Source organism: Bradyrhizobium sp. Bra78, assembly GCF_024519855.1.
Lineage (GTDB): Bacteria > Pseudomonadota > Alphaproteobacteria > Rhizobiales > Xanthobacteraceae > Bradyrhizobium > Bradyrhizobium japonicum_G.
This window is the reverse complement of sequence record NZ_JALJRE010000006.1, coordinates 92916-114170: the sequence shown is the minus strand read 5'-3', so window position 1 is coordinate 114170 and position 21255 is coordinate 92916. Positions and strand designations below refer to the sequence as shown.

Annotated in this window: 22 protein-coding genes; 16 read left to right on the top strand and 6 right to left on the bottom strand. The window is 64.6% G+C overall.

Annotated elements, in window-relative coordinates; translation table 11 throughout:
• Window positions 1-38: 38 nt before the first annotated feature.
• Window positions 39-821, top strand: coding sequence for an SDR family oxidoreductase (locus tag OC450_RS15630; protein ID WP_211381976.1), 783 nt, complete (start codon window positions 39-41; stop codon window positions 819-821).
• Window positions 822-905: 84 nt separating this feature from the next.
• Window positions 906-1895, top strand: coding sequence for an NADPH:quinone reductase (locus tag OC450_RS15625; protein ID WP_262048241.1), 990 nt, complete (start codon window positions 906-908; stop codon window positions 1893-1895).
• A gap of 3 nt (window positions 1896-1898) precedes the next feature.
• Here the strand turns inward: OC450_RS15625 and OC450_RS15620 are convergent, their stop codons facing one another.
• A complete protein-coding gene (locus OC450_RS15620; protein ID WP_211381974.1) occupies window positions 1899-2330 on the bottom strand; it encodes a DUF3775 domain-containing protein in 432 nt (143 codons plus the stop codon).
• Window positions 2331-2463: 133 nt separating this feature from the next.
• On the opposite strand from OC450_RS15620, the gene OC450_RS15615 reads away from it, so the two are divergent.
• From OC450_RS15615 to OC450_RS15580, 8 genes are all read left to right on the top strand, one after another.
• Window positions 2464-3315: an MBL fold metallo-hydrolase gene (locus OC450_RS15615; protein ID WP_262048240.1), complete on the top strand. Its 852-nt coding sequence runs from the start codon at window positions 2464-2466 to the stop codon at window positions 3313-3315.
• Between the two features lie 197 nt (window positions 3316-3512).
• Window positions 3513-4355, top strand: a complete 843-nt coding sequence (locus OC450_RS15610) for a fumarylacetoacetate hydrolase family protein (protein WP_211381972.1) — start codon at window positions 3513-3515, stop codon at window positions 4353-4355.
• Window positions 4356-4498: 143 nt separating this feature from the next.
• A complete protein-coding gene (locus tag OC450_RS15605; protein WP_211381971.1) occupies window positions 4499-5110 on the top strand; it encodes a glutathione S-transferase family protein in 612 nt (203 codons plus the stop codon).
• Between the two features lie 105 nt (window positions 5111-5215).
• Window positions 5216-6085 (top strand): MBL fold metallo-hydrolase, encoded by an 870-nt coding sequence (locus tag OC450_RS15600; protein WP_262048239.1) that lies wholly within the window; start codon window positions 5216-5218, stop codon window positions 6083-6085.
• A gap of 134 nt (window positions 6086-6219) precedes the next feature.
• Window positions 6220-7368: an alpha/beta hydrolase gene (locus OC450_RS15595; RefSeq protein ID WP_315986392.1), complete on the top strand. Its 1149-nt coding sequence runs from the start codon at window positions 6220-6222 to the stop codon at window positions 7366-7368.
• Between the two features lie 67 nt (window positions 7369-7435).
• The gene (gene mbfA, locus OC450_RS15590; RefSeq protein WP_211381968.1) at window positions 7436-8407 is read left to right on the top strand and encodes an iron exporter MbfA; all 972 of its coding nucleotides are present in this window, start codon (window positions 7436-7438) and stop codon (window positions 8405-8407) included.
• Window positions 8408-8624: 217 nt separating this feature from the next.
• Window positions 8625-9155 carry a cytochrome b gene (locus OC450_RS15585; protein ID WP_211381967.1) on the top strand — a complete coding sequence of 177 codons (531 nt, stop codon included), beginning with the start codon at window positions 8625-8627 and terminating at the stop codon, window positions 9153-9155.
• Window positions 9156-9245: 90 nt separating this feature from the next.
• Entirely contained in the window at window positions 9246-10718 is a 1473-nt protein-coding gene (locus tag OC450_RS15580) for an amidase (RefSeq protein ID WP_262048238.1), read from the top strand.
• Window positions 10719-10785: 67 nt separating this feature from the next.
• On the opposite strand, the gene OC450_RS15575 is transcribed toward OC450_RS15580, so the two are convergent.
• Entirely contained in the window at window positions 10786-11268 is a 483-nt protein-coding gene (locus tag OC450_RS15575; protein WP_211381965.1) for a CinA family protein, read from the bottom strand.
• Between the two features lie 168 nt (window positions 11269-11436).
• Here OC450_RS15575 and OC450_RS15570 point away from each other — a divergent pair, with 168 nt between their 5' ends.
• Genes OC450_RS15570 through OC450_RS15560 form a run of 3 tightly spaced genes read left to right on the top strand, consistent with a single transcriptional unit; the run spans window position 11437 to window position 14056 of the window.
• Window positions 11437-12495, top strand: a complete 1059-nt coding sequence (locus OC450_RS15570) for an amidohydrolase family protein (RefSeq protein WP_211381964.1) — start codon at window positions 11437-11439, stop codon at window positions 12493-12495.
• 24 nt (window positions 12496-12519) lie between these two features.
• Window positions 12520-13629, top strand: a complete 1110-nt coding sequence (locus tag OC450_RS15565) for an amidohydrolase family protein (protein WP_262048237.1) — start codon at window positions 12520-12522, stop codon at window positions 13627-13629.
• 13 nt (window positions 13630-13642) lie between these two features.
• Complete coding sequence (locus OC450_RS15560) at window positions 13643-14056, top strand: Rieske (2Fe-2S) protein (protein WP_256805587.1); 414 nt, start codon at window positions 13643-13645, stop codon at window positions 14054-14056.
• A 66-nt stretch (window positions 14057-14122) separates the two neighbouring features.
• Here OC450_RS15560 and OC450_RS15555 read toward each other — a convergent pair whose 3' ends face one another.
• Together OC450_RS15555 and OC450_RS15550 are read right to left on the bottom strand one after the other, a co-directional pair.
• Window positions 14123-15448, bottom strand: coding sequence for an MFS transporter (locus OC450_RS15555; protein WP_211381961.1), 1326 nt, complete (start codon window positions 15446-15448; stop codon window positions 14123-14125).
• Between the two features lie 143 nt (window positions 15449-15591).
• Entirely contained in the window at window positions 15592-16491 is a 900-nt protein-coding gene (locus OC450_RS15550; RefSeq protein ID WP_211381960.1) for a transcriptional regulator GcvA, read from the bottom strand.
• Between the two features lie 110 nt (window positions 16492-16601).
• Here OC450_RS15550 and OC450_RS15545 point away from each other — a divergent pair, with 110 nt between their 5' ends.
• Both OC450_RS15545 and OC450_RS15540 read left to right on the top strand, forming a co-directional pair.
• On the top strand, window positions 16602-16805 hold the full coding sequence (locus tag OC450_RS15545) for a DUF1127 domain-containing protein (RefSeq protein WP_211381959.1): 204 nt from the start codon (window positions 16602-16604) through the stop codon (window positions 16803-16805).
• A gap of 80 nt (window positions 16806-16885) precedes the next feature.
• Complete coding sequence (locus OC450_RS15540; protein WP_256805585.1) at window positions 16886-17509, top strand: GNAT family N-acetyltransferase; 624 nt, start codon at window positions 16886-16888, stop codon at window positions 17507-17509.
• A 63-nt stretch (window positions 17510-17572) separates the two neighbouring features.
• Here the strand turns inward: OC450_RS15540 and OC450_RS15535 are convergent, their stop codons facing one another.
• Both OC450_RS15535 and OC450_RS15530 read right to left on the bottom strand, forming a co-directional pair.
• Window positions 17573-18403: an enoyl-CoA hydratase gene (locus OC450_RS15535; RefSeq protein ID WP_211381957.1), complete on the bottom strand. Its 831-nt coding sequence runs from the start codon at window positions 18401-18403 to the stop codon at window positions 17573-17575.
• A 115-nt stretch (window positions 18404-18518) separates the two neighbouring features.
• Window positions 18519-19220 (bottom strand): SDR family NAD(P)-dependent oxidoreductase, encoded by a 702-nt coding sequence (locus OC450_RS15530; RefSeq protein ID WP_262048236.1) that lies wholly within the window; start codon window positions 19218-19220, stop codon window positions 18519-18521.
• Window positions 19221-19442: 222 nt separating this feature from the next.
• Between OC450_RS15530 and OC450_RS15525 the strand changes: the two genes are divergently transcribed.
• Complete coding sequence (locus OC450_RS15525; protein ID WP_262048235.1) at window positions 19443-21227, top strand: acyl-CoA dehydrogenase family protein; 1785 nt, start codon at window positions 19443-19445, stop codon at window positions 21225-21227.
• The last annotated feature ends 28 nt before the right edge of the window (window positions 21228-21255 follow it).

Below are 21255 nucleotides of genomic sequence, written 5' to 3'. Positions count from 1 at the left end.
CGTCTTAAAACCTGCCTGCCATTTACGGGAGTGAAACAGTGGATCTTGGGATCAAAGGTCGCCGCGCCATCGTCTGCGCATCCAGCAAGGGCCTCGGACGCGCCTGCGCCATCTCGCTGGCCGAAGCCGGCGTTCACGTCACGCTGACCGCGCGCGGCGCCGAAGCCTTGAAGAAGACGGCCGACGAAATCCGCAAGGCCTATCCCGATGTGACCGTCACCGAGATCGTCGGCGACATCACGACGCCGGCCGGCCGCGAGGCCGTGCTGAAGGCCTGCCCAGAGCCGGACATCCTGATCAACAATGCCGGCGGCCCGCCGCCCGGCGATTTCCGCAACTGGACCCGCGACGACTGGATCAAGGCGATCGATGCCAACATGCTGACGCCGATCGAGCTGATCAAGGCGACCGTGGACGGCATGATGGCGCGCAAGTTCGGCCGCATCGTCAACATCACCTCGGCCGCGGTGAAGGCGCCGATCGACATCCTCGGCCTCTCCAACGGCGCGCGCGCCGGCCTCACCGGCTTCATCGCCGGCCTGTCGCGCAAGACCGTGATCAACAACGTCACCATCAACGGCCTCTTGCCGGGCCCGTTCGAGACCGACCGCCTGCGCAGTACCGCGAAGGGGGAATCCGAGAAGCGCGGAATCACGCCGGACCAGGTTCTGGCCGAGCGCGCCAAGCTCAATCCCGCCGGCCGCTTCGGCGATCCCGACGAATTCGGCTATGCCTGCGCCTTTCTCTGCGGCGCGAGGGCCGGCTTCATCACCGGCCAGAACCTCCTGCTTGACGGCGGCGCCTTCCCCGGCACGCTGTGAGGGCAGGGCTACACCTCTCCCCAGCGGGGAGAGGTGGATTCCCGATGCCGCACCTGCTTGCCCAAGACTCAGAAAGCAATCCAGATGAGAGCGGTCTGGTACGAAGAGGCAGGACCGGCGGCGGACGTTCTCACCTATGGTGAGATGGCGACGCCGGTCGCGGGCCCAGGCGAAGTTCGCATTCGCCTGGAAGCCTCCGGCGTCAACCCGGCCGATGTCGGCCGGCGCGGCGGCAGCTACCGGACCATGGAATATCCCCGCGTGATCCCGAACAGCGACGGCGCGGGGTTTGTCGATCAGGTCGGCGACGGCGTGACGCGTTTCAAGATCGGCGACCGTGTCTGGCTGTTCAACGGCCAGCGCAACGGCCGCGCCTTCGGCACGGCGGCGGAATATATTGCGCTTGCCGAGCAGCTGGTGACGCCGCTGCCGGATCATCTTTCGTTCGCGGAAGGCGCAACGCTCGGCATCCCCGCGATGACCGCGTGGTGCAGCCTGTTTGCGGACGGACCGATAGTCGGCAAGACCGTGCTCGTCACCGGCGGTGCCGGCGCGGTCGGCCACTATGCCGTGCAGCTCGCCAAATGGGGCGGCGCGCAGGTGATCGCAACCGTCAGCTCGGCGATGAAGGGGGAGCAGGCCCGGCAAGCGGGGGCCGATCTCGTGGTCAATTACAAGGACGAGGACGTCGCCGCCAAGGCAATGGCCTTTTCCGGCGGACGCGGCGTCGACCGTGTCGTCGATGTCGATTTCGGAGGCAATATCGCGACGACGCTGAAGCTGATGGACGTCAATTCCACGATCGCGGTCTACGCCACCAATGGCAACCGCACGCCGACAGTGCCGATGCGCGAGCTGATGGAGAAATGCGTTACCCTTCGTTCGCTCGTGCTGTTCGCACTGCCGCCGGCGCTGCTTGCGGCTGCGCAGGCCGATATCTCGAAATGGCTGGCGGCAGGGCCGCGCATCCATAATGTCGCGGCGCAGTTCGCGCTGTCGGAGACCGCGCAGGCGCATCTCGCCGTCGAGAAGGGCGACAAGCTCGGCACCGTGATCGTCGATTGCGCCAAGTAGGTCCTACGAGACCGGCGTGGTCCGCTCGTCGGACCAGTCGATACCGAGCTCGTCCATGCCGTCGGCGAGCAGATCGCCCAGCATCGGCTCGCCCAGCAGATACCGCACCGCTTCGCGCCGGGGCGCCTTGTACTCGGCGCGCGCCTCGACGGCGCGGGTACGCAGATCGTCCCACTCCTCGACGTCACCGTCGCCGCGGCCGAGCCACATCAACGTGACGAGATCAAGCTGCTCGTCCTCGTTCAGCGCCCGGATGAAGCCTGCAAGCTCGCCAGCGACCGGATCGGACGCGTTGTCCTCCAGCACGTCGATCTCGTCATCGTCGGACGGATTCGACCCCGAATCCGGATCGGACGCCGCTTCCTTGACGTCGAATTCACGGGCCTTCTCGATGATGAAGGCAACCTTGTCGGCGGAAATGGCAAGCTCTGGCATGGGCTCCCCCTGGGGTGTCGTTTGGCTGGTTCGGGTTCCTCGGATAACGCGATATCGCGACAGATGATCCATTGCGTTCGACCGCGGAAGGCCGCATCTTTCGCGAAAGCAAGAAAATCCGGGGGCGCAGGGCATGTCGTGGACGGTCGGCAAGGTCAGGATCACGAAGATCGTCGAAATGGAGACGGTCGGCTCGACCCGCTTCATCCTGCCGGCCGCGACCAATGATGAAATCCGGAAGCTGCCCTGGCTGATGCCGCATTTTGCCACGGATGAAGGCCGGCTGAAGATGTCGATCCATTCACTGGTGGTGGAGACACCGGCACGTCGCATCGTGGTCGACACCGGCCTTGGCAACGACAAGCAGGGCCGCGGCGTGCCGACCTGGAACAACCGCAGCACCCCGTTTCTGGAGAGCATGACCGCGGCGGGCTTTCCCCCTGACAGCATCGACACGGTGCTGTGCACGCATCTTCATGTCGATCACGTCGGCTGGAACACGAAGCTGTCTGGCGGTCGATGGGTGCCGACCTTCCCCAACGCCCGCTACCTGTTCGGCAAGACCGAATACGAATATTGGCGCGGCTACACGGCCGAGCCGGACAAGGTCGCGGTGTTCAACGATTCCGTGAAGCCGGTCGTCGATGCCGGCCAGGCCGAGTTGATCCCAAGCGACCACCGGCTCTGCGAGGAAATCCGCGTGATCCCGACCCCCGGCCACAGTCCCGGGCACATGAGCGTCCTGATCGAGTCCGGCGGCGAGCAGGCGCTGCTCGCCGGCGACGTCGCCCACCACCCCTGCCAGATGGCGCATCTTGACTGGTGCTCGGTCGTCGATACCGACCCCGCTCAATCGGCGGCCAGCCGGCACAAATTGTTCTCGCGCTTTGCCGACAGCCCGACGCTGGTGATCGGCGGGCACTATTCGGCCGGGCACATCCGGCGGGACGGGGATGCGTTCAGGTTCGTGGCGCTGCAATCGTAGGGGGCAAAGCGGAGCGTGCCCACTATTCCCGGGGCAACCACGAGAATTGGAGGGCACGGCGCTTCGCACCTTTGTCCGCCCTACGATCCCTGAATTGCGGGGGCTGCAATGCGCCCCGCTTTGAGCGGTTGAATTTCCCGCCGCCCTGTTCCATGAAGCTATTTAACCGATCAGTCCATCCCAAGGGAGAAACGAGAATGAAGCTTGTTCGTTATGGCGAGAAGGGTGCGGAAAAGCCCGGCCTGATCGACAAATCCGGCCAGTTGCGCGACCTGTCGGCGCATGTGAAGGACCTCACCGGCGAAGCCTATTCGCCTGATACCCTGAAGAAGCTGGCGGGCCTCGATCCCGCTTCGCTGCCCGCCGTCTCGGGCAAGCCGCGCTTCGGCGCGCCCGTGACCGGCATCTCGAAATTCGTGGCGATCGGCCTCAACTACAGCGACCACGCCAAGGAGACCGGTGCGGCGATCCCGACCGAGCCGATCATCTTCATGAAGGCGAACACCTCGCTGTCCGGTCCGAACGACGCGGTCGAGAAGCCGCGCGGCTCGACCAAGCTCGACTGGGAAGTCGAGATCGCCGCGATCATCGGCACCCGTGCCAAGTATGTCTCGGAAGCCGATGCGCTGAATCATGTCGCCGGCTATTGCGTCTGCAACGACGTCTCCGAGCGCGCCTTCCAGACCGAGCGCCTGGGGCAGTGGACCAAGGGCAAGTCGCACGATACCTTCGGCCCGGTCGGACCGTGGCTTGCGACCAAGGACGAGATCAAGGACGTGCAGGACCTGTCGATGTGGCTCGACGTCAACGGCCAGCGCCGCCAGACCGGCTCGACCAAGACCATGATCTTCTCCATGGCCAAGTGCATCTCCTATGTCTCGCAGTTCATGACGCTGCTGCCGGGCGACATCATCACCACCGGCACTCCGCCCGGCGTCGGGCTCGGCATGAAGCCGCCGACTTTCCTCAATGTCGGCGACGTCGTCACCCTCGGCATCGAGGGCCTCGGCGAGCAGCGCCAGGAGATTATTGGGGCGTAAGCCTCCGACCACGACGGCCCGCCACAACATCATTGCGAGCGAAGCGAAGCAATCCGGAATCCCTCCGCGGCGACACTCTGGATTGCTTCGTCGCTTCGCTCCTCGCAATGACGAAGCAAAACTTTCATTGTTGGATACGCGCCATGAAGCTCTCCTTCTCCCCAGCCTCGCCCTTTGCCCGCAAGGTGCGCATCGCCGCGATCGAGCTCGGGCTGATCGACAAGATCGAATTCACGCCCGCGACCGTCGCTCCGGGCACGGCCAACGAGGACTATTCGCGCATCACACCGCTGAAGAAGCTGCCGGTGCTGATCACCAATGACGGCGACGTCATCTTGGACTCCTACGTCATCGTCGAATATCTCAACGAGATGGCCGGCGGCAGCCTGATCCCCGACTATGGCCCACGGCGCTGGAAGGCCAAGACCAATCATTCCCTGATCAACGGCATGCTCGATTCCATGCTGCTGTGCCGCTACGAGAAGATGGTGCGGCCGCAGGGCCTGCAATGGCAGGCATGGTCGGACGACCACTGGAACCGGGCCTGGACCGGCATGGCGCGCTTCGAGAACATGCCCGACGTGCTGAACGGCCCGTTCGACATCTCGCAGATCGGCCTCGTCTGCGTGCTCGGTTATGCCGACTTCCGCTTCGCCGATTGCGGCTGGCGCAAGGCCTATCCGAAGCTCGACGCCTTCCACCAGAAGATGCTGGAGCGGCCTTCCGTCAAGATCTCGGTGCCGCCGGCCAGCTAAAACGCGATGATCCGCATCGCGCTTCAGCTTTCCGTTCGAGCATGATCTTTTCGGAAAACCGCCGCACACTTTTCCGGATCATGCTTGTAACTCGCAGGAATTCTCATGAGCCTGAAATACTCGGTCGGCGATCTCACCATCCATCGCATCATCGAGCAGGAGACGACGTTCCTCCCGGCGCTGGAGCTCATCCCCGGTCTTACGCCGGAGGTGCTGGCCGAGAACCGCGCATGGATGCGTGAGGCGAAGGCGATGGACGAGCAGGATGTCTTGATCCTGTGTTTCCAGTCCTATGTGATCAAGACGCCGCACCACACCATTCTGGTCGACAGCTGCATCGGCAACGACAAGCCGCGGCCGCAGCGCCCGAAATGGAACATGAAGACCGACGACACCTATCTGCGCGGACTCAACGCTGCCGGATTCTCGCCTGACGACATCGACTTCGTGATGTGCACGCATCTCCACGTCGATCACGTCGGCTGGAATACGCGGATGGAGAACGGCCGCTGGGTGCCGACCTTCCCGAAAGCGCGCTACGTGTTCGCCAAGCAGGAGTTCGACTACTGGACCGAGCACAACGCGAAGGCGGAGGTCGCCCCCTTCGTCGACAGCGTGCTGCCGGTGGTCGAGGCCAAGCGTCACGAGGTGGTCGGCAACGACCACCAGATCGGCGATCACGTCCGCATCCTGCCGACACCGGGCCACACGCCCGGCCATGTCGCTGTTACGATGGGCCGCGGCAAGGACGACGCCGTGTTCTCCGGCGACCTCATGCATTCGCCGTTGCAGACGCTTTATCCGGAACTGTCGATCAAGTTCGACGTCGATCCGGCGAAGGCGGCAACCACGCGCCGCAGTTTCCTGGAACGCTATTGCGACACCGATACGCTGTGCTGCACCGCGCATTTCCCGTCGCCGTCGGTGGGCAAGATCCGGCGCAAGGGCGGCGGGTTCGTTTGCGCGGCGGTTTAGTGGGGTCCGCGCTCATAGGGTAGGCAAAGCGAAGCGTGCCCACCATGCCAAACGCGGTGTAGAAAGATGGTGGGCACGGCGCGCAAAACGCGCGCCTTTGCCCACCCTGCGATTCCACCCGAGTGGAGGATACGATGGCCGATCTCCCCGACATCCCCCTGCCCGCCGGCATCCGCTCGCGTTATGTCGACGGCATCAACGGCCTGCGCATGCATGTGCTGGAGGCAGGCTTCGAGACCAGAGGCCGGCCCTGCATCCTGCTGCTGCACGGCTTTCCCGAGCTCGCCTTCTCCTGGCGCAAGGTGATGCCGGCACTCGCCGAAGCCGGCTATCACGTGATCGCGCCGGACCAGCGCGGCTACGGCCGCACCACGGGATGGAGCGCCGATTTCGACGGCGATCTTGCGCCCTTCTCGCTCCTCAACCTGGTGCGCGATGCGCTCGCCCTGGTGTCGGCCTTCGGCTACGAGCAGGTCGATCTGGCCGGACATGATTTCGGCAGCCCGGTCGCGGCCTGGTGCGCGCTGATACGTCCGGACGTGTTTCGCTCGGTGACGATGATGAGCGCGCCGTTCGGCGGCGCGCCGCCGTTGCCGTTTGGCACGGTCGACGCGCCGGCGAAGCCTGCGGTCGAAGACCCCGTTCACCGCGAGCTCGCCGCGCTGCCGCGTCCGCGCAAGCACTATCAATGGTACTATTCGACACGTCCGGCCAATGCCGACATGCAGCACGCGCCGCAAGGCGTGCATGATTTCCTGCGCGCCTACTACCATCACAAGAGCGCGGACTGGGCCGACAACAAGCCTTACCCGCTGACATCATGGTCGGCGAGCGAGCTCGCAAAACTGCCGACCTACTACGTGATGGACGCCGGCGAGACCATGGCCGAGACGGTTGCGAAGGAGATGCCCTCGGCCGCCGCGATCGCCGCCAATCGATGGCTGCCGGACAGCGAGCTTGCGTATTACAGCGCCGAATATCGCCGCACCGGATTCCAGGGTGGCCTGCAATGGTACCGCTACGGCACGTCGGGCATGCTCAATAACGAGATGCAGCTGTTCTCCGGTCGCAGCATCGACGTGCCCTCCTGCTTCATCTCGGGCAAGCAGGATTGGGGCACCTACCAGCGCCCCGGGGTGTTCGAAGCGATGCTGGGCCGCGGGTGCACGAACATGCTCGGCTGCCACCTCGTCGACGGTGCCGGCCATTGGGTGCAGCAGGAGCAGCCTGCCGAGGTGAGCCGTCTGCTGCTCGACTTCCTGACGAAGAGCGGCCCGGCGTGATTTGACCGGGGAACCCCGGCATTCTATATAGTTTAGAATTATTCTAAACTTGGGAAGCAGGGCCGCCGTGAAGAACTTTTCCGATCTGACCGAGCGCGAGGTGCTCGCGGTCGCGATCTCCTCCGAGGAGGAGGACAGCCGCATCTACATGACCTTCGCCGAGGATCTCCGCGAGCGTTATCCGGATTCCGCCAAGATCTTTGAGCAGATGGCCGAGGAAGAGCGCGGGCATCGTCACATGCTGCTGGAAACCTATGAGCAGCGTTTCGGTCCGCACCTGCCTCCCATCCGCCGCGAGGACGTCAAGGGCTTCCTGCGACGCCGCCCGGTCTGGCTCACAAAGAACCTGTCGCTCGACACCATCCGCAGGGAGGTCGAGACCATGGAAATGCAGGCCGAGCGCTTTTACGTCAAGGCCGCCGAACAGGCTCAGGACGTCGGCGTTCGCCGTTTGCTCGGCGATCTCGCCGAAGCGGAGAAAGGCCACGAAGAGATGGCCGCAAAGCTGTCGGACCAGATCCTCAGCCCTGATGTGCGCGCGGAGGAAGATCGCACCAACCGCCGCATGTTCGTGCTGCAATACGTGCAGCCGGGCCTCGCCGGACTGATGGACGGATCGGTCTCGACTCTGGCGCCGCTGTTCGCGGCCGCGTTTGCCACCCACCAGAATTGGCAGACCTTTCTGGTCGGCCTCGCCGCCTCCATCGGCGCCGGCATCAGCATGGGATTTGCGGAGGCGCTGTCCGACGACGGCTCGCTCACCGGTCGCGGCTCGCCATGGCTGCGCGGTCTCACCTGCGGGGCGATGACGACGCTCGGCGGGCTCGGCCACACCATGCCCTATCTGGTGCCGGACACGTGGGCCAATGCGTTCTGGATCGCGACCGCGATCGCCGGCATCGTCGTGTTCTTCGAATTGTGGGCGATCGCCTTCATCCGCGCGCGCTACATGGACACGCCGTTCCTCCAGGCTGTGTTCCAGATCGTGCTCGGCGGCGCCATCGTGCTGGCGGTGGGGATATTGATCGGGGCGGCGTAGACGGCGATGACGGAGCGCAATACGAGTTCATCGTCAATCCGATCATGGGCGTCGGCTCCGGCCGCCATGGCGAGGCGGATGTCACGCCGGCCGCGCGCGTCACGCCCGCATCCGATCGTCTCGTGGTGAAGATGATCAACGGCTACGCATTTCGCGCATGCCTTTGCATGCAGCTTCCAACCCTCGAGCGACACTTGTCGCAGGATCGGGCGACTTCATGACGGGCCAACTTCACTATGGGACACCGGCCAAGATCTTCCACTGGCTTATTGTCGGACTGCTTGTCGTGCAATACCCGATCGGCTGGCTGATGCCGGACCTGCACCGCGGCATGACGCCCGGTGCCGGGATGACGTTTCACGTCTCGGTCGGAATGACGGTTCTGGCTCTGACCGCCCTGCGCTTCTTCTGGCGTCTTACCCATCCCGTTGCACCGGAGAGCTCGCTCCCGGCCTGGCAACGCGTGAGCTCAGAGGCGATCCACTGGCTGCTTTATGCGCTGGTGTTCGCCACGACGATTTCGGGCTGGCTGTTTGCGTCCTTCCGCGGATGGTCTGTTTCCCTCTTCTATCTTGTGCCGCTGCCGATGCTCGCGTCCGACAACGCTGCCGCCGGGCGGACAATCGACGGCCTGCACCAGGCCATGGAACTGGCGCTCGTCGTAACCATCGGTATTCACGTTGCAGCCGGGCTCGCACACATCTTCATCTATCGCGATCGTGTCATGCAGCGGATGCTGCCCAGGTAGCTTTCGTCACAGGTCAACGGCTGTCAAACGGCGGTTGCGACATCAGGTAAAACTGCGCATCATCTGTCCAGCAAAGCGCGGGAGAATGCCGTGGCCAAATCGGAATGGAGTTTCAAGAGCGCGGTCGAGCTTTCGGCGGCACTGACCGCGAAGAAGGTCTCCGCGGTAGAGCTCACGCAGGATGCGATCGAACGCATCGAACGACACGACGGCAAGGTCAACGCGATTTGCGTCAGGGATTTCGACCGAGCGCTCGGTGCTGCGCGCGAAGCGGACGCCGCATTGGCGCGCGGCGAACGGAAGCCGCTGCTCGGCCTGCCCGTCACGGTGAAGGAATCCTTCAACGTCGCCGGCCTGCCCACGACCTGGGGGTTCGTTCCGCAGAAGAATTTCAAGCCGGTGGAAGACGCGCTACCGGTGGCACGCATCAAGCAGGCCGGCGGCGTGATCCTCGGCAAGACCAACGTCCCAGTAGGCCTCGGCGACTGGCAGAGCTACAACGACATCTACGGCACCACGAACAACCCCTATGATCTCGACCGCACGCCGGGAGGATCATCCGGGGGATCTTCGGCAGCCCTTGCGGCAGGCTATTGTGCGCTCGCCACCGGCTCCGACATCGGCGGCTCCCTGCGTGTGCCGGCCTTTCATTGCGGCATCTTCGCTCACAAGCCGACCATCAATCTCTGCCCGGCACGCGGCGAGACGCCGCCTCCGTTTCCAGCCCTTCCGCGCGACAACGATCTCGCCGTCATCGGGCCAATGGCGCGCACGGCAGCGGATCTGCCCTTGCTGCTCGACGTTATGGCTGGACCCGATCCGCTCGAAGCCGGCGTCGCCTACAAACTCGATCTGCCTGTTGCACGGCATCAGTCGCTGCGGGATTTTCGCGTCCTGGTGATCGAAAGCCATCCATTGCTGCCGACTCACCGGGATGTGCGCGGCGCGATCGACAGGCTCGCAACCGATCTCACGAAGGCCGGCGTGACGGTCGCGCGCGAGAGCGCGCTGCTGCCGGATTTTGCGGACACGTCGCGGCTTTATATGCGCATGCTGCTCGGGTTCCTCGGCGCGTTCTTCCTTCCCGACGTGCTGGCGGATTCGCAATCCCGAGCGAGCCAATTGTCGCCGGAGGACCAGAGCCTTGGCGCGGAGCGGCTGCGCGGCATCACTGCAAGTCACCGTGCCTGGGTGCTCGACGCCGGCGGTCGCGCCGGCCTACGCGCACAATGGCGCGCGCTGTTCAGCAGCTTCGACGCGGTGATCTGCCCGATCATGCCGACGCCAGCCTATCCGCATGATCATTCGCCGGAGCAGCGCTTGCGAACCATCAACATCGATGGCAAGGACTACCCCTATTCCGACCAGCTCGCATGGCCCGGCATTGCGACGCTTCCGGGCCTGCCGGCAACGGCCGTTCCGCTCGGCCTGTCGAAGGACGGCCTGCCGGTCGGCGTTCAGATCATCGGGCCGTTCCTCGAGGACCGAACGCCGCTGAAACTCGCCGGGCTGATCGAACGCGAGTTCGGCGGGTTCGTGCCGCCGAAGATGTTTGATGACTAGTTCCTTGGCAATGACGGCGCAATATATCTGCTGGATCCGGGCTTGATGCTTCGCGGGCGCCGCGACGTCACCGCTCCAAGGTCTTCAGCAGCAATTTCAGCGCTGTCGCCGCAAATATCTGCATGTTGGCGAAACGGTCGTTGCTGCCCGTCTCCAGCGTCGTCACTTCCGCTGCGGGCCCGGCGACCGCCATGCAGCTATGGCCTGCGGCATCGCCGTAGCGGTTGCCGGTGGGACCGGCCGCGCCGGTCTCGGACAGGCCCCAGTCGCAGTTGAAGCGGCTGCGCATCTGCTCGGCCAGCAGCTGTGCGTAGGGCTCCGATGAGGACCGAAAGCCCTTCATGCCGTCGTCCGAAATATCCATCAGCACGCGTCTGGCATCGCGGGTGTAAACCACCGCGCCGCCGAGGAAATAGGCGGAGGCGCCGGGCACCGCGAGCAGGCTGGCCGAGATCAGGCCGCCGGTCGAGGATTCCGCCACGGCAATGGTCTGTTTGCGCGCGATCAGTCTGCCTGCGACCTGTTCCGCGATGCCGACGAGCTCTTTCATGCCTTTGACCTCTCATTCCCTCGCAACCGAGCTCAGCCTTCCTAGCATATGACAGCGCCGTTGGCCGAGTTGCGGGCGGCGGGCAGGCCTGCTTGAATGCCGCCACAAGACGGAGCGACCGAGCGCCGCCCACGACAAGACGTGACGAGGAAACGTGAAGGAGACGTCATGGCGTCCCTGATCGCCGGCGGGGTGGATTGCGATCTGCATCCGGCCGTGCCGCATCTGACCAGCCTGCTGCCCTATCTGAACGACTATTGGCGCGATCAGGTGACGACGCGCGGCATGGTCGACCTCGTCTCGCAATCCTATCCGCAGAACTCGCCGATCACGACGCGGCCCGACTGGCGCCCTGAAAGCGGCAAGCCGGGCGAAAGCCTGGAAGACATGCAGCGCCATGTGCTCGATCCCTTCCAGTTCACGCATGCCATCTGCAATCCGCTCTACGGCGTGCAGATGGTGTTTTCGGAAGACCTGCAAGCCGCCTTCTGCCGCGCGCTGAACGACTGGCTCGCCAAGGAGTGGCTCGATCGCGACCCGCGGCTGCGCGGCTCGATCGTGATTCCCACGCAGAGCATCGACAAGGCCGTTGCCGAGATCGAGCGCTGCGCGCCGGACAGGCGCTTCGTGCAGGTGCTGATGCTGGTGATGGGCGACACGCCGCTGGGCAAGCGTGCGCTGTGGCCGATCTACGAGGCCGCGGAACGGCTGGGGCTCCCAATCGGCATTCATGCCGGTTCCGCCTATCACAATCCGCCGACCTCGGTCGGATGGGGTTCCTACCACATCGAGGACTATGTCGGTCAGGCCCAGGCGTTCCAGACCCAGCTCACCAGCCTGATCGTCGAGGGCGTTTTCGCCAAATATCCGCGGCTGAAAATGGTGATGCTGGAATCCGGCGTCTCCTGGATCTCCCCCTATCTCTGGCGCCTGCACAAATTCTGGCGCGGGGTGCGGATGGAGACGCCCTGGGTCGATCGCGCGCCGCTCGAGATTGTGCGCAGCAACATCCGCTTCTCGTTACAGCCATTTGATGCGCCGCCGGATCAAGCGACATTAATTCGCCTGTTTGATCATATGCAGTCGGACGAATTGGTCCTATTCTCCACCGACTATCCGCACTGGCAGTTCGACGGCCAGGACGCGCTGCCCGAGGGCCTCACCCCCGATCTCGTGCGCAAGATCATGATCGATAATCCGCATGCCACCTACCCCCGCCTGACTTAGCCCGCTGCCAAAGGAGGCAAGGCGATGAATATCCAGTTCCGCGAGAGCACCGAAGCTGCTTCCCCACTGACCGTCAAAACCGCGATCGCGGACTGCGACATCCATCCGGCCCGCGCGACCCGCACCGAGCTCTATCCCTATCTCGCCAAACGCTGGCAGCATCATCTCGAAGTCTACGGCGTCCATGCCTATCAGGGCATGATGGAAGGGCCGCCCTACCCGAAGGCCCAGCCCAACGCCTCGCGCCGCGACGCCTATCCGCCGGAGGGCGGGCCGCAGGGCTCATCGCTCTCCTTCATGCAGAAGCAGCTGCTCGATCCCAACAACGTACAGCTGGGCGTGCTCAATCCGCTCAACACCGGGCAGGGAATCCGCAACCACGAGCTCTCGGCGGCGCTGTGCTCCGCGGTCAACGACTGGCAGATCGACAAATGGACCAGCAAGGATAAGCGGCTGAAGGCGTCCATTGTCGTCGGCAATGAGGACGGCTTGTCCGCCGCCGCCGAAATCCGCGAGCGCGCCGGTGACAGGAATTTCGTTCAGGTGCTGCTGCTCAGCCGCAACGTCGAGCCGCTCGGCCAGCGCCGCTACTGGCCGATCTATCAGGCCGCGGAAGAGGCGGGGTTGCCCGTCGGCGTGCACGCCTTCGGCTTCGGCGGCAACCCGATCACGCCGTCGGGCTGGCCTTCCTATTACATCGAGGAGATGGTGGGCCATTCGCAGTGCCAGCAATCCGCGCTGGCGAGCCTCGCGTTAGAGGGCGTGTTCGAGCGCTTCCCGAAACTGAAGATGGTGATGATCGAGGCCGGCTTCGGCTGGGCGCCGTCGCTGGCGTGGCGACTCGACAAGGTCTGGCGGCGGCTGCGCAGCGAGGTGCCGCACGTCAAACGGCCGCCATCCGAATATATCCGCGAGCAGGTGTGGTGGACGACGCAGCCGATGGAGGATCCGGAACGGCGCGAGGATCTGTTCGACGTCATCAATTGGATCGGCTGGGACCGCCTGCTGTTCGCGACCGACTATCCGCATTGGGACTATGACGAGCCGTCGCGGGTGCTGCCGGCGGGCGTCAGTGAAGCCAATCGCGAAGCGTTTTATCTCGGCAATGCGAAGAAGCTCTACGGCATTTCCTGATGGCAAGTTCCTGATGGCAAGACACGTCATCGCTCCCGTCGACGAGCTTCCGCCGGGCACGCGAAAATTTCTGGAGATCGACGGGCGGCCGATCGCGGTCTTCAACATCAAGGGCGAATATTTCGGCCTGATGAACCGCTGCCCGCATCAGGGCGCGGCGCTGTGCGAGGGCCCGCTGATGGGGCTCGCGCAATCCAGCGACCCTGGTGAGATCGAATACACCAGGCTCGGCGAGATCATCCGCTGCCCCTGGCACGGCTGGGAGTTCGACATCCGCACCGGCCAGTCCTATTGCGATCCCCGCCGCTTCCGCGCGAAGGCGTACCCGGCCCATGTCGAGCCGGGTGCGAGCGTGGTGAGGGGGCCGTATGTCGCCGAGACTGTTACGGTGCGGGTCGAGAGCGATTACGTGGTGGTGGAGTTGTAGCCAGCCGCACGTTTCACACCCTCCCTGGAGCGGGAGGGTGAAGGTCGACGATGATCGAAGCGACCATCAATGTCCCGCGACCGGCTCGACCACCGCATCATACGTCGGGACCGCCCTGCCGCCGCCGCGATAGACGACCGAGGCCGCGATGATGCCGAGCAATGCCGCGAACATCAGCCAGAAGCCGGGCGAGGCCTTGTCGCCGGTGTGCTCGATCAGCAAGGTCGAGGCGAATGGCGTGAAGGTGCCGAATAGCGCAGCCGCGAGCGCAAACGCCAGCGAGAAGCAGGTGGTGCGCACATGCGCCGGCACGATCTCGACCAGCGCACCGAGCATGGTGCCGCTGTAGACGCCGAAATAGAACGAGAACATCATCTCGACCGCGAGCAGCTTGCCGAAGCTCGGCGCCGCCACCAGCCAGTGCAGTGCCGGATAGGCGGTGACCAGCGACAGGCAGGCGATGGTGATCAGCACCGGCTTGCGGCCGATGCGGTCGGACAATGCGCCGCCGACCGGATTCCAGAAGAAATTGGTCACCGCGACGAGCAGCGTCACCAGCAGCGCGTCCTGCGTCGACAGTTTCAGCACGGTCTTGCCGAAGGTCGGCGTGTACACGGTGACGAAGTAGAACGTCGTCGTCGTCAGGATCGCGATCATCATGCCGAGGAGGACGATGCGCCAGTTGGCGAGCGCGGAGGCGAACACTTCGCTCGCCGTCGGATGCTTCTTCATGGCCAGGAACGCCGGCGTCTCCTCGAGCGTCCGGCGCAGGAAGAAGATCAGCGGAATGATCATGCAGCCGACGAAGAAGGGAATGCGCCAGCCCCAGGCGGCCACCATGTCGGCCGGCATCACCTCGGACAGGATGAAGCCGAGGATCGAGGCCACGAAGATCGCGACCTGCTGGCTCGACGACTGGAACGAGGTGTAGAAGCCGCGATTGCCGGGCGTGGAGATTTCCGCGAGATACACCGACACGCCGCCGAGCTCGACGCCGGCGGAGAAGCCCTGCAGCAGGCGTCCGATCAGCACGATGACCGGCGCCGCGATCCCGATGGTGGCGTAGCTCGGACAGAAGGCGATCACGACGGTGCCGATAGCCATGATGCCGAGCGTGACGATCAGGCCCTGGCGGCGGCCGATGCGGTCGATATAGGCCCCGAGCACGATCGCGCCGACAGGGCGCATCAGCGCGCCGAGCCAGAACACGCCGAAGGTGTTGAGCAGTGACGCAGTTTCGTTGGTCGAGGGGAAGAATGCCTTGCCGATGGCGGCGGCATAGAAGCCGAACAGGAAGAAGTCGAACTGCTCGAGGAAATTGCCCGATGTGGCGCGCAGGATCGCGCCGATGCGCGACTTGATCTCGGGCGGATTGGTTGCTGGTCCAGCCATGACATTACTCCCCTTGAAGATGCGGCCGGACCGGGAACTGACTTCACGGCAGGCGACGGATTGTTGCTGCGACAATCTGTCCTACCCCTTCTCGCGCGGGGCGCTGCGAGTCAATCGATTTTGCCACGGAAGCTGATGATTTTTCAGACTTTATTCCGCGTCGCAGCGATCATCCAGTCACGGAATGCGGCGAGCTTCGGCGCCGCGCGGCGGCCCTCCGGCGCGACCAGGTAGAACCCGGCATCGGCGGGCAGCGCGATCTTGAAGGGGACCACCAGTCGCCCCTTGGCAATGTCGTCCTGGACGTAGGACGTCCGCCCCATCGCCACGCCGATACCGTCGATCGCGGCCTGGATCGTCATGAAGATCATGTCGAAGGTGATGCCGGGCTGCCTGGCGATGTCGACCGGCTGGCCCGCCGCCGTCAGCCATAGCCGCCAGTCGTCGCTGTTGGCGTTGGAGGTGTGCAGCAGCATGTGGCTCTTGAGATCCTCGGGGCAGCGCAGCGGCTTGTCGCCACGCAGGAGGGATGGGCTGCACACCGGAAACAGCTCGTCCGCCATCAGCCAGTCGGCGCGCAGGCCCGGCCACTGGCCGCGGCCGTAGCGGATCGCGGCATCGACATTGTCGCGCTGGAAGTCGACGAGACTGGTGGAGGTGGTGATCCGGACGTCGATGCCGGGATGCTGCTCCTGAAAATCGGTCAGCCGCGGCAGCAGCCATTTTGCGGCGAGCGAGGCCAGCGTCGAGACGGTCAGCACCTTGTCGTCCTCCTTCCGCAGCAGGCGGTCGGTGGCGAGGCGAAGGTCGTTGAAGGCGGCACGGACGCCCGGCAAATAGTCGCGCGCCTCCGGCGTCAGCTGCAGCGCGCGGTTCTGCCGGACGAACAGGCGGATGCCGAGCTCCTCCTCGAGCCTGCGGATCTGATGGCTGATTGCGGTCTGGGTCACGTTCAGCTCCGACGCGGCCAGCGTGAAGCTGAGATGGCGCGCCGCGGCCTCAAAGGCCCGCAATCCGTTCAGGGAGGGCAATCTGGCAGTCATCTGGCAGCAGGATGCATGACGTTATTTCATGCGAAAGGGTACAAATTGTCGTTTGTCGCAGCGCACTGAGAAGCAGATATTAGCGGTCAACTTAGCTCAAGGAGCTGAAAATGTCTACTTTGACCCAGAATTCGATGACAAATCATCATGCGGCCGGTCTGCTCCAGCAGATCGGCGAGACGATTCACGTCTGGCATGAGCGCTACCGGACCCGTCGCGAGCTCAGCAATTGGACGGCGCGCGACCTGCACGATGTCGGCCTGTCCTGGACCGACATCGCCTATGAGGCCGACAAGCCCTTCTGGCGGGCCTGATTGGCCGCCAGGCCGGCGCCGCCTGATCACAGGGGCGCCGGCGGTCCCTCTTTCGTTAGGTCCTCTTTGGGGCACGTGTCATGAGCACCCTTCGCCTGGAAGATTTGAAGCAATATTCGGACGCGCTGCGCACCCGGCACGGCGAGGCGGTGAGCGTTCGTTTCGTCGAGCCGCGCGATACCGACGAGCTTCAGCATTATTTCCGCTCGCTCACGACCCGCTCCCGCTACAACCGCTTCTTCGGCGCCATCAGCGAGCTGCCGAAGGGCCTGCTGCACGAGTTCCTCGAGATCGGCGAGCGCGACCGGTTTACCGTGGTCGCGACAATGATGGTCGACGGATTCGAGACCATCGTCGCGGAAGCGCGCTATGCGCTGCATGCGGAGACCGCGACGCTCGAGTTCGGCCTGTCGGTCGACGATCGCTGGCAGGGCCACGGCATCGCCACCGTGCTGATGAAGAATCTTGAATGCCGCGCAGCCGCGCTTGGCGCCGAGCAGATGTTCGGCGACACGCTGCGCTCCAATGAAGCCATGATCTCGCTCGCCCGCAATTCCGGCTTTGCTTTCGTCAACCATCCGGACGACTGGAAGCTGGTGCGTTTCGACAAGGACATCACGGTCGCGCCAAAGGACATTCCCTGTGCGAGCTGGCGGCTCGCCGCCCTTTCCCGTCAGGCCGAAAGCCCCTCAGCCTCGGTCTGACACCACTGCAAGCCCGGTCCTCCAGGGCCGGGCATTTTTTGTGCTCACGCAGGCCGCGAAGCCCTACTTCCCCGTGAACACCGCCTTGCGCTTCTCGATGAAGGCCTGCACGGCTTCCTTGTGATCGGCGGTCGTGGTCAGGCGGATCAATCGTTCGGCTTCATGGTCGCGCGCGGTCTCGAAGTCGAACTGGAGGGCCTCGTCGAGATTGTCCTTCATGTAGCGCAGCGCGAGGCGCGGGCCTTCGGCGAGGGACTTGGCCAGGGCGAAGGCCTCGGCCTGCAATTTATCATCAGGCACGACGCGATTGACGAGGCCAATGGCCTCGCAACGCGCGGCATCGACCCGATCGCCGGTGAACATCAATTCGCGCGCCCGCGCTGTGCCGACGAGGCGCGTCAACAGCCAGGCGATGCCGTAATCGCCGCTGAGCGCGATGCGGGCATAGCCGGTGGCAACGAAGGCCGATTGCGCGGCGATGCGGATGTCGCAGGCCATGGCGATGGCGAGACCCGCGCCGACCGCCGGCCCCGGCAGCGCGGCGATGGTCGGCTTGCGCACCGACACCAGCGCGCCGGTGAGCAGCCGCTGCCGCTCCTGGAGATCGGCGATGCGGTCCTCGAGCGACATCTCCAGCTTCTTCGGATCGCGATGCGCGCCCATGCCCTTGACGTTGCCGCCGGCGCAGAAGGCTTCGCCGGCGCCGGTGAGCAGCAGCGCGCCGACATTGGGGTTCTCGCCGCAGGTCCGGATCATGGTGCGCAGCGCCGGCGTCAGCAGGTCCGACAGCGAATTGCGCGCCTCCGGCCGATTCAGCGTGATGACCGCGACGCGGTCGCGGATGACACAGAGGAGTTCGCTGGTGCCGGTGTCGATGGTGGTTTCCGTGCTCATATCGCTCCCTACTCTTGTCGGGTGGGCAAAGCGAAGCGTGCCCACCATTTCCGCATCCGGTGTTCGCGAAGGCGGGCACGGCGCGCTGCGCCTTCGCCCACCCTCGGCAGCCCGTTTAAAACTTCTCAACCCACGGCCGCAGCTCGAGCTCCCAGCTCCAGGCGCTGCGCGGCTGTTGCAGCACGTTCCAATAGCTCTCCGCGATCGCGTCGGGATCGAGCATCGAGTCCGGCTTGTCGGCAGGCTCTGTGCGCGTCGTGCTCTTGATGCCGCCGTCGATGACGAAATGCGCGACATGAATGCCCTGCGGCGACAATTCGCGCGCCATGCTCTGTGCGAGGCCGCGCAGCGCGAATTTGCCCATCGCAAACGGTGCCGACTGCGCATAACCCTTGACGCTGGCGGAGGCGCCGGTGAACAGGATTGCGCCGTGCTTGTTCGGCAGCATGCGTTTTGCCGCCTGCTGCGCCACCAGGAAGCCGCCATAGCCGCTGACCGCGATCGCGTTCGCGACGTCGGCCGGAACGAGGTCGACGAACGGTCCGCGCGCGCGGCCACTGGCATTGTAGACGACGAGGTCGGGCGTGCCGATCTCGCGCTCGACCAGGCCGAACAGGCGCTCGACCTCCTCAGGCTCGGTGGCGTTGCAGGCATAGGCCTTGGCGCCGGTCTCGCTGCAGAGCGCACCAAGCTTCTCGATCTTTCGCGCGGCCAGTGCGACGCGGATGCCTTGAGCGGACAGCAGCCGCGCCAGCGAGGCGCTCAAGCCCTCGCCAGCGCCGACGATGAGGGCGATCTTGTATTTCGGGAGTTCCATGGCCTGATCTCTCGGAGACGGGAAGCCGCTGATCTATGCATCCGCCGAGCGGACAACCAGCCGGGGCGATCACAATTCCGCAGAGCGAATTGCTCCCTCACGGCGATCATGCCTCCCCGACAATTTGCGGCTTTATCCGCTTTCGCGACTGGAGCATGATCGACATCATCCCAAGCGGCAAGCGTTAAGAATTGCCGTCGGGCGGAAACGAAGAGGACGATCATGCAGAAGCCGGTCCCAGCGCAGCCAAAACACGTCGCGGCCGCACCATCCGGACTGCTGGCGCCCGATACCAGCGGCATGAATTTCTATCGCGCCGATCCGGCACTCACCGACCTCTTGCGCATCCATCTGCCGGAGGCGCTGTTCCGTCACATCGAGCCGCATCTCGATCGACTCGGCGAGCTCGCCGGCGGCCGTCTCGACGAGTGTGCGCGGCTCGCCGATCATCACACGCCGGTGCTGCACCAGCGCGACAAGTTCGGCCGCGACGTGCAGTGGATCGAATACCACCCCGCTTATCGTGAATTGGAGAACGCCGCGTTCGGCGAGTTCGGCATCCACGCGCTCTCGATCCGCAAGGGCATCATGGGCTGGCCGGACAAATATCCCGTCGTCGCCAAGCACGCTTTCACCTTCCTGTTCAACCAGACCGAATTCGGCATGGGCTGCCCGATCAACGTCACCGACGGCTGCGCAAAGCTGCTGGCGAATTTCGGCAGCGAGGCGCTGAAGGCAAAATATCTCGACGGCCTGACCCAGACCGACATGAGCAAGCTGACGCAGGGCGGTCAGTTCATGACCGAGAAGGAAGGCGGCTCCGACGTCGGCACCCTGACCACGCGCGCGGTGCAGGAGGGTGACCATTGGCGCCTCCACGGCGAGAAATGGTTCTGCTCGAACGCCGACGCCAAGGTCGTGATGCTGCTGGCGCGCCCCGAAGGCGCCGGCCCCGGCACGCGCGGCGTCGGCCTGTTCCTGATGCCGCGCTTCCTCGACGACGGTTCGCAGAATCACTACCGGATCGTGCGCCTCAAGGACAAGCTCGGCACGCGCTCGATGGCCTCGGGCGAGATCAAGCTCGAAGGCGCGATCGCCTATGCGGTCGGCAAGCTCGACCGCGGCTTTGTGCAGATGGCCGAGATGGTGAACTCGTCGCGGCTCTCCAACGGGGTCAAATCCACCGCGCTGATGCGTCGGGCCTACCACGACGCGATGACCGTGGCGATGAACCGTGTGGTGTTCGGCAACCGCATCATCGACCTGCCGCTCGGCCGAAGGCAGATGTTGAAGATCATGCTGCCGGTCGAGCAGGCGCTGTCGATGAGCTTCCTCACGGCCGACGCGCTCGACCGCGCCGAGGGCGGCAGCCAGGACGCGGCGGCGCTGCTGCGCATCCTGACGCCGACCCTGAAATTCCGCGCCACGCGCGATGCGCGAAAGGTCTGCGGCGATGCGCTCGAGATGCGCGGCGGCATCGGCTATATCGAGGAATTCGCGACGGCGCGGCTGCTGCGCGATGCGCATCTCGGCTCGGTCTGGGAAGGCACCGGCAACATCGTCGCGATCGATGCGCTGCGGCGCGCGGTCGGCCGTCACGGCGCCGAATCCGCGCTCGCGGCCGATCTGCATGCCCGGCTCGACGACAGTGCCTCCGTGCCGCAAGCCTGGCGCGACCGTCTGCGCGGTCTCGTCGATCGCGCAGTCGGCTTTGCGCGCGAGGTGGCGGGCAAGGCCGACAACGAGGCCGATGCGCGGCGCGCCACCAGCCTGCTCTACCATGTCGCAAGCGCGGTCGCGCTTGCCTGGGAGGCGCATCGCATCCACGACATGCGCGGCGATGCGCGCCGGCTGCTGCTGTCGCGTCTGGTGATCGATCATCGGGTGTCGCCGAGCGATCCGTTCCGGCTGACGGAAAATGCGGTGCAAGCGAAGATCGCGGCACTGCTGCTCGGCGAGAGCGATGCCGGCATGAGCGAGGTTGGCGAACTGGTTCTGGCAGCGTAGGCTGCACTCCACGATCTAACCAAAAACC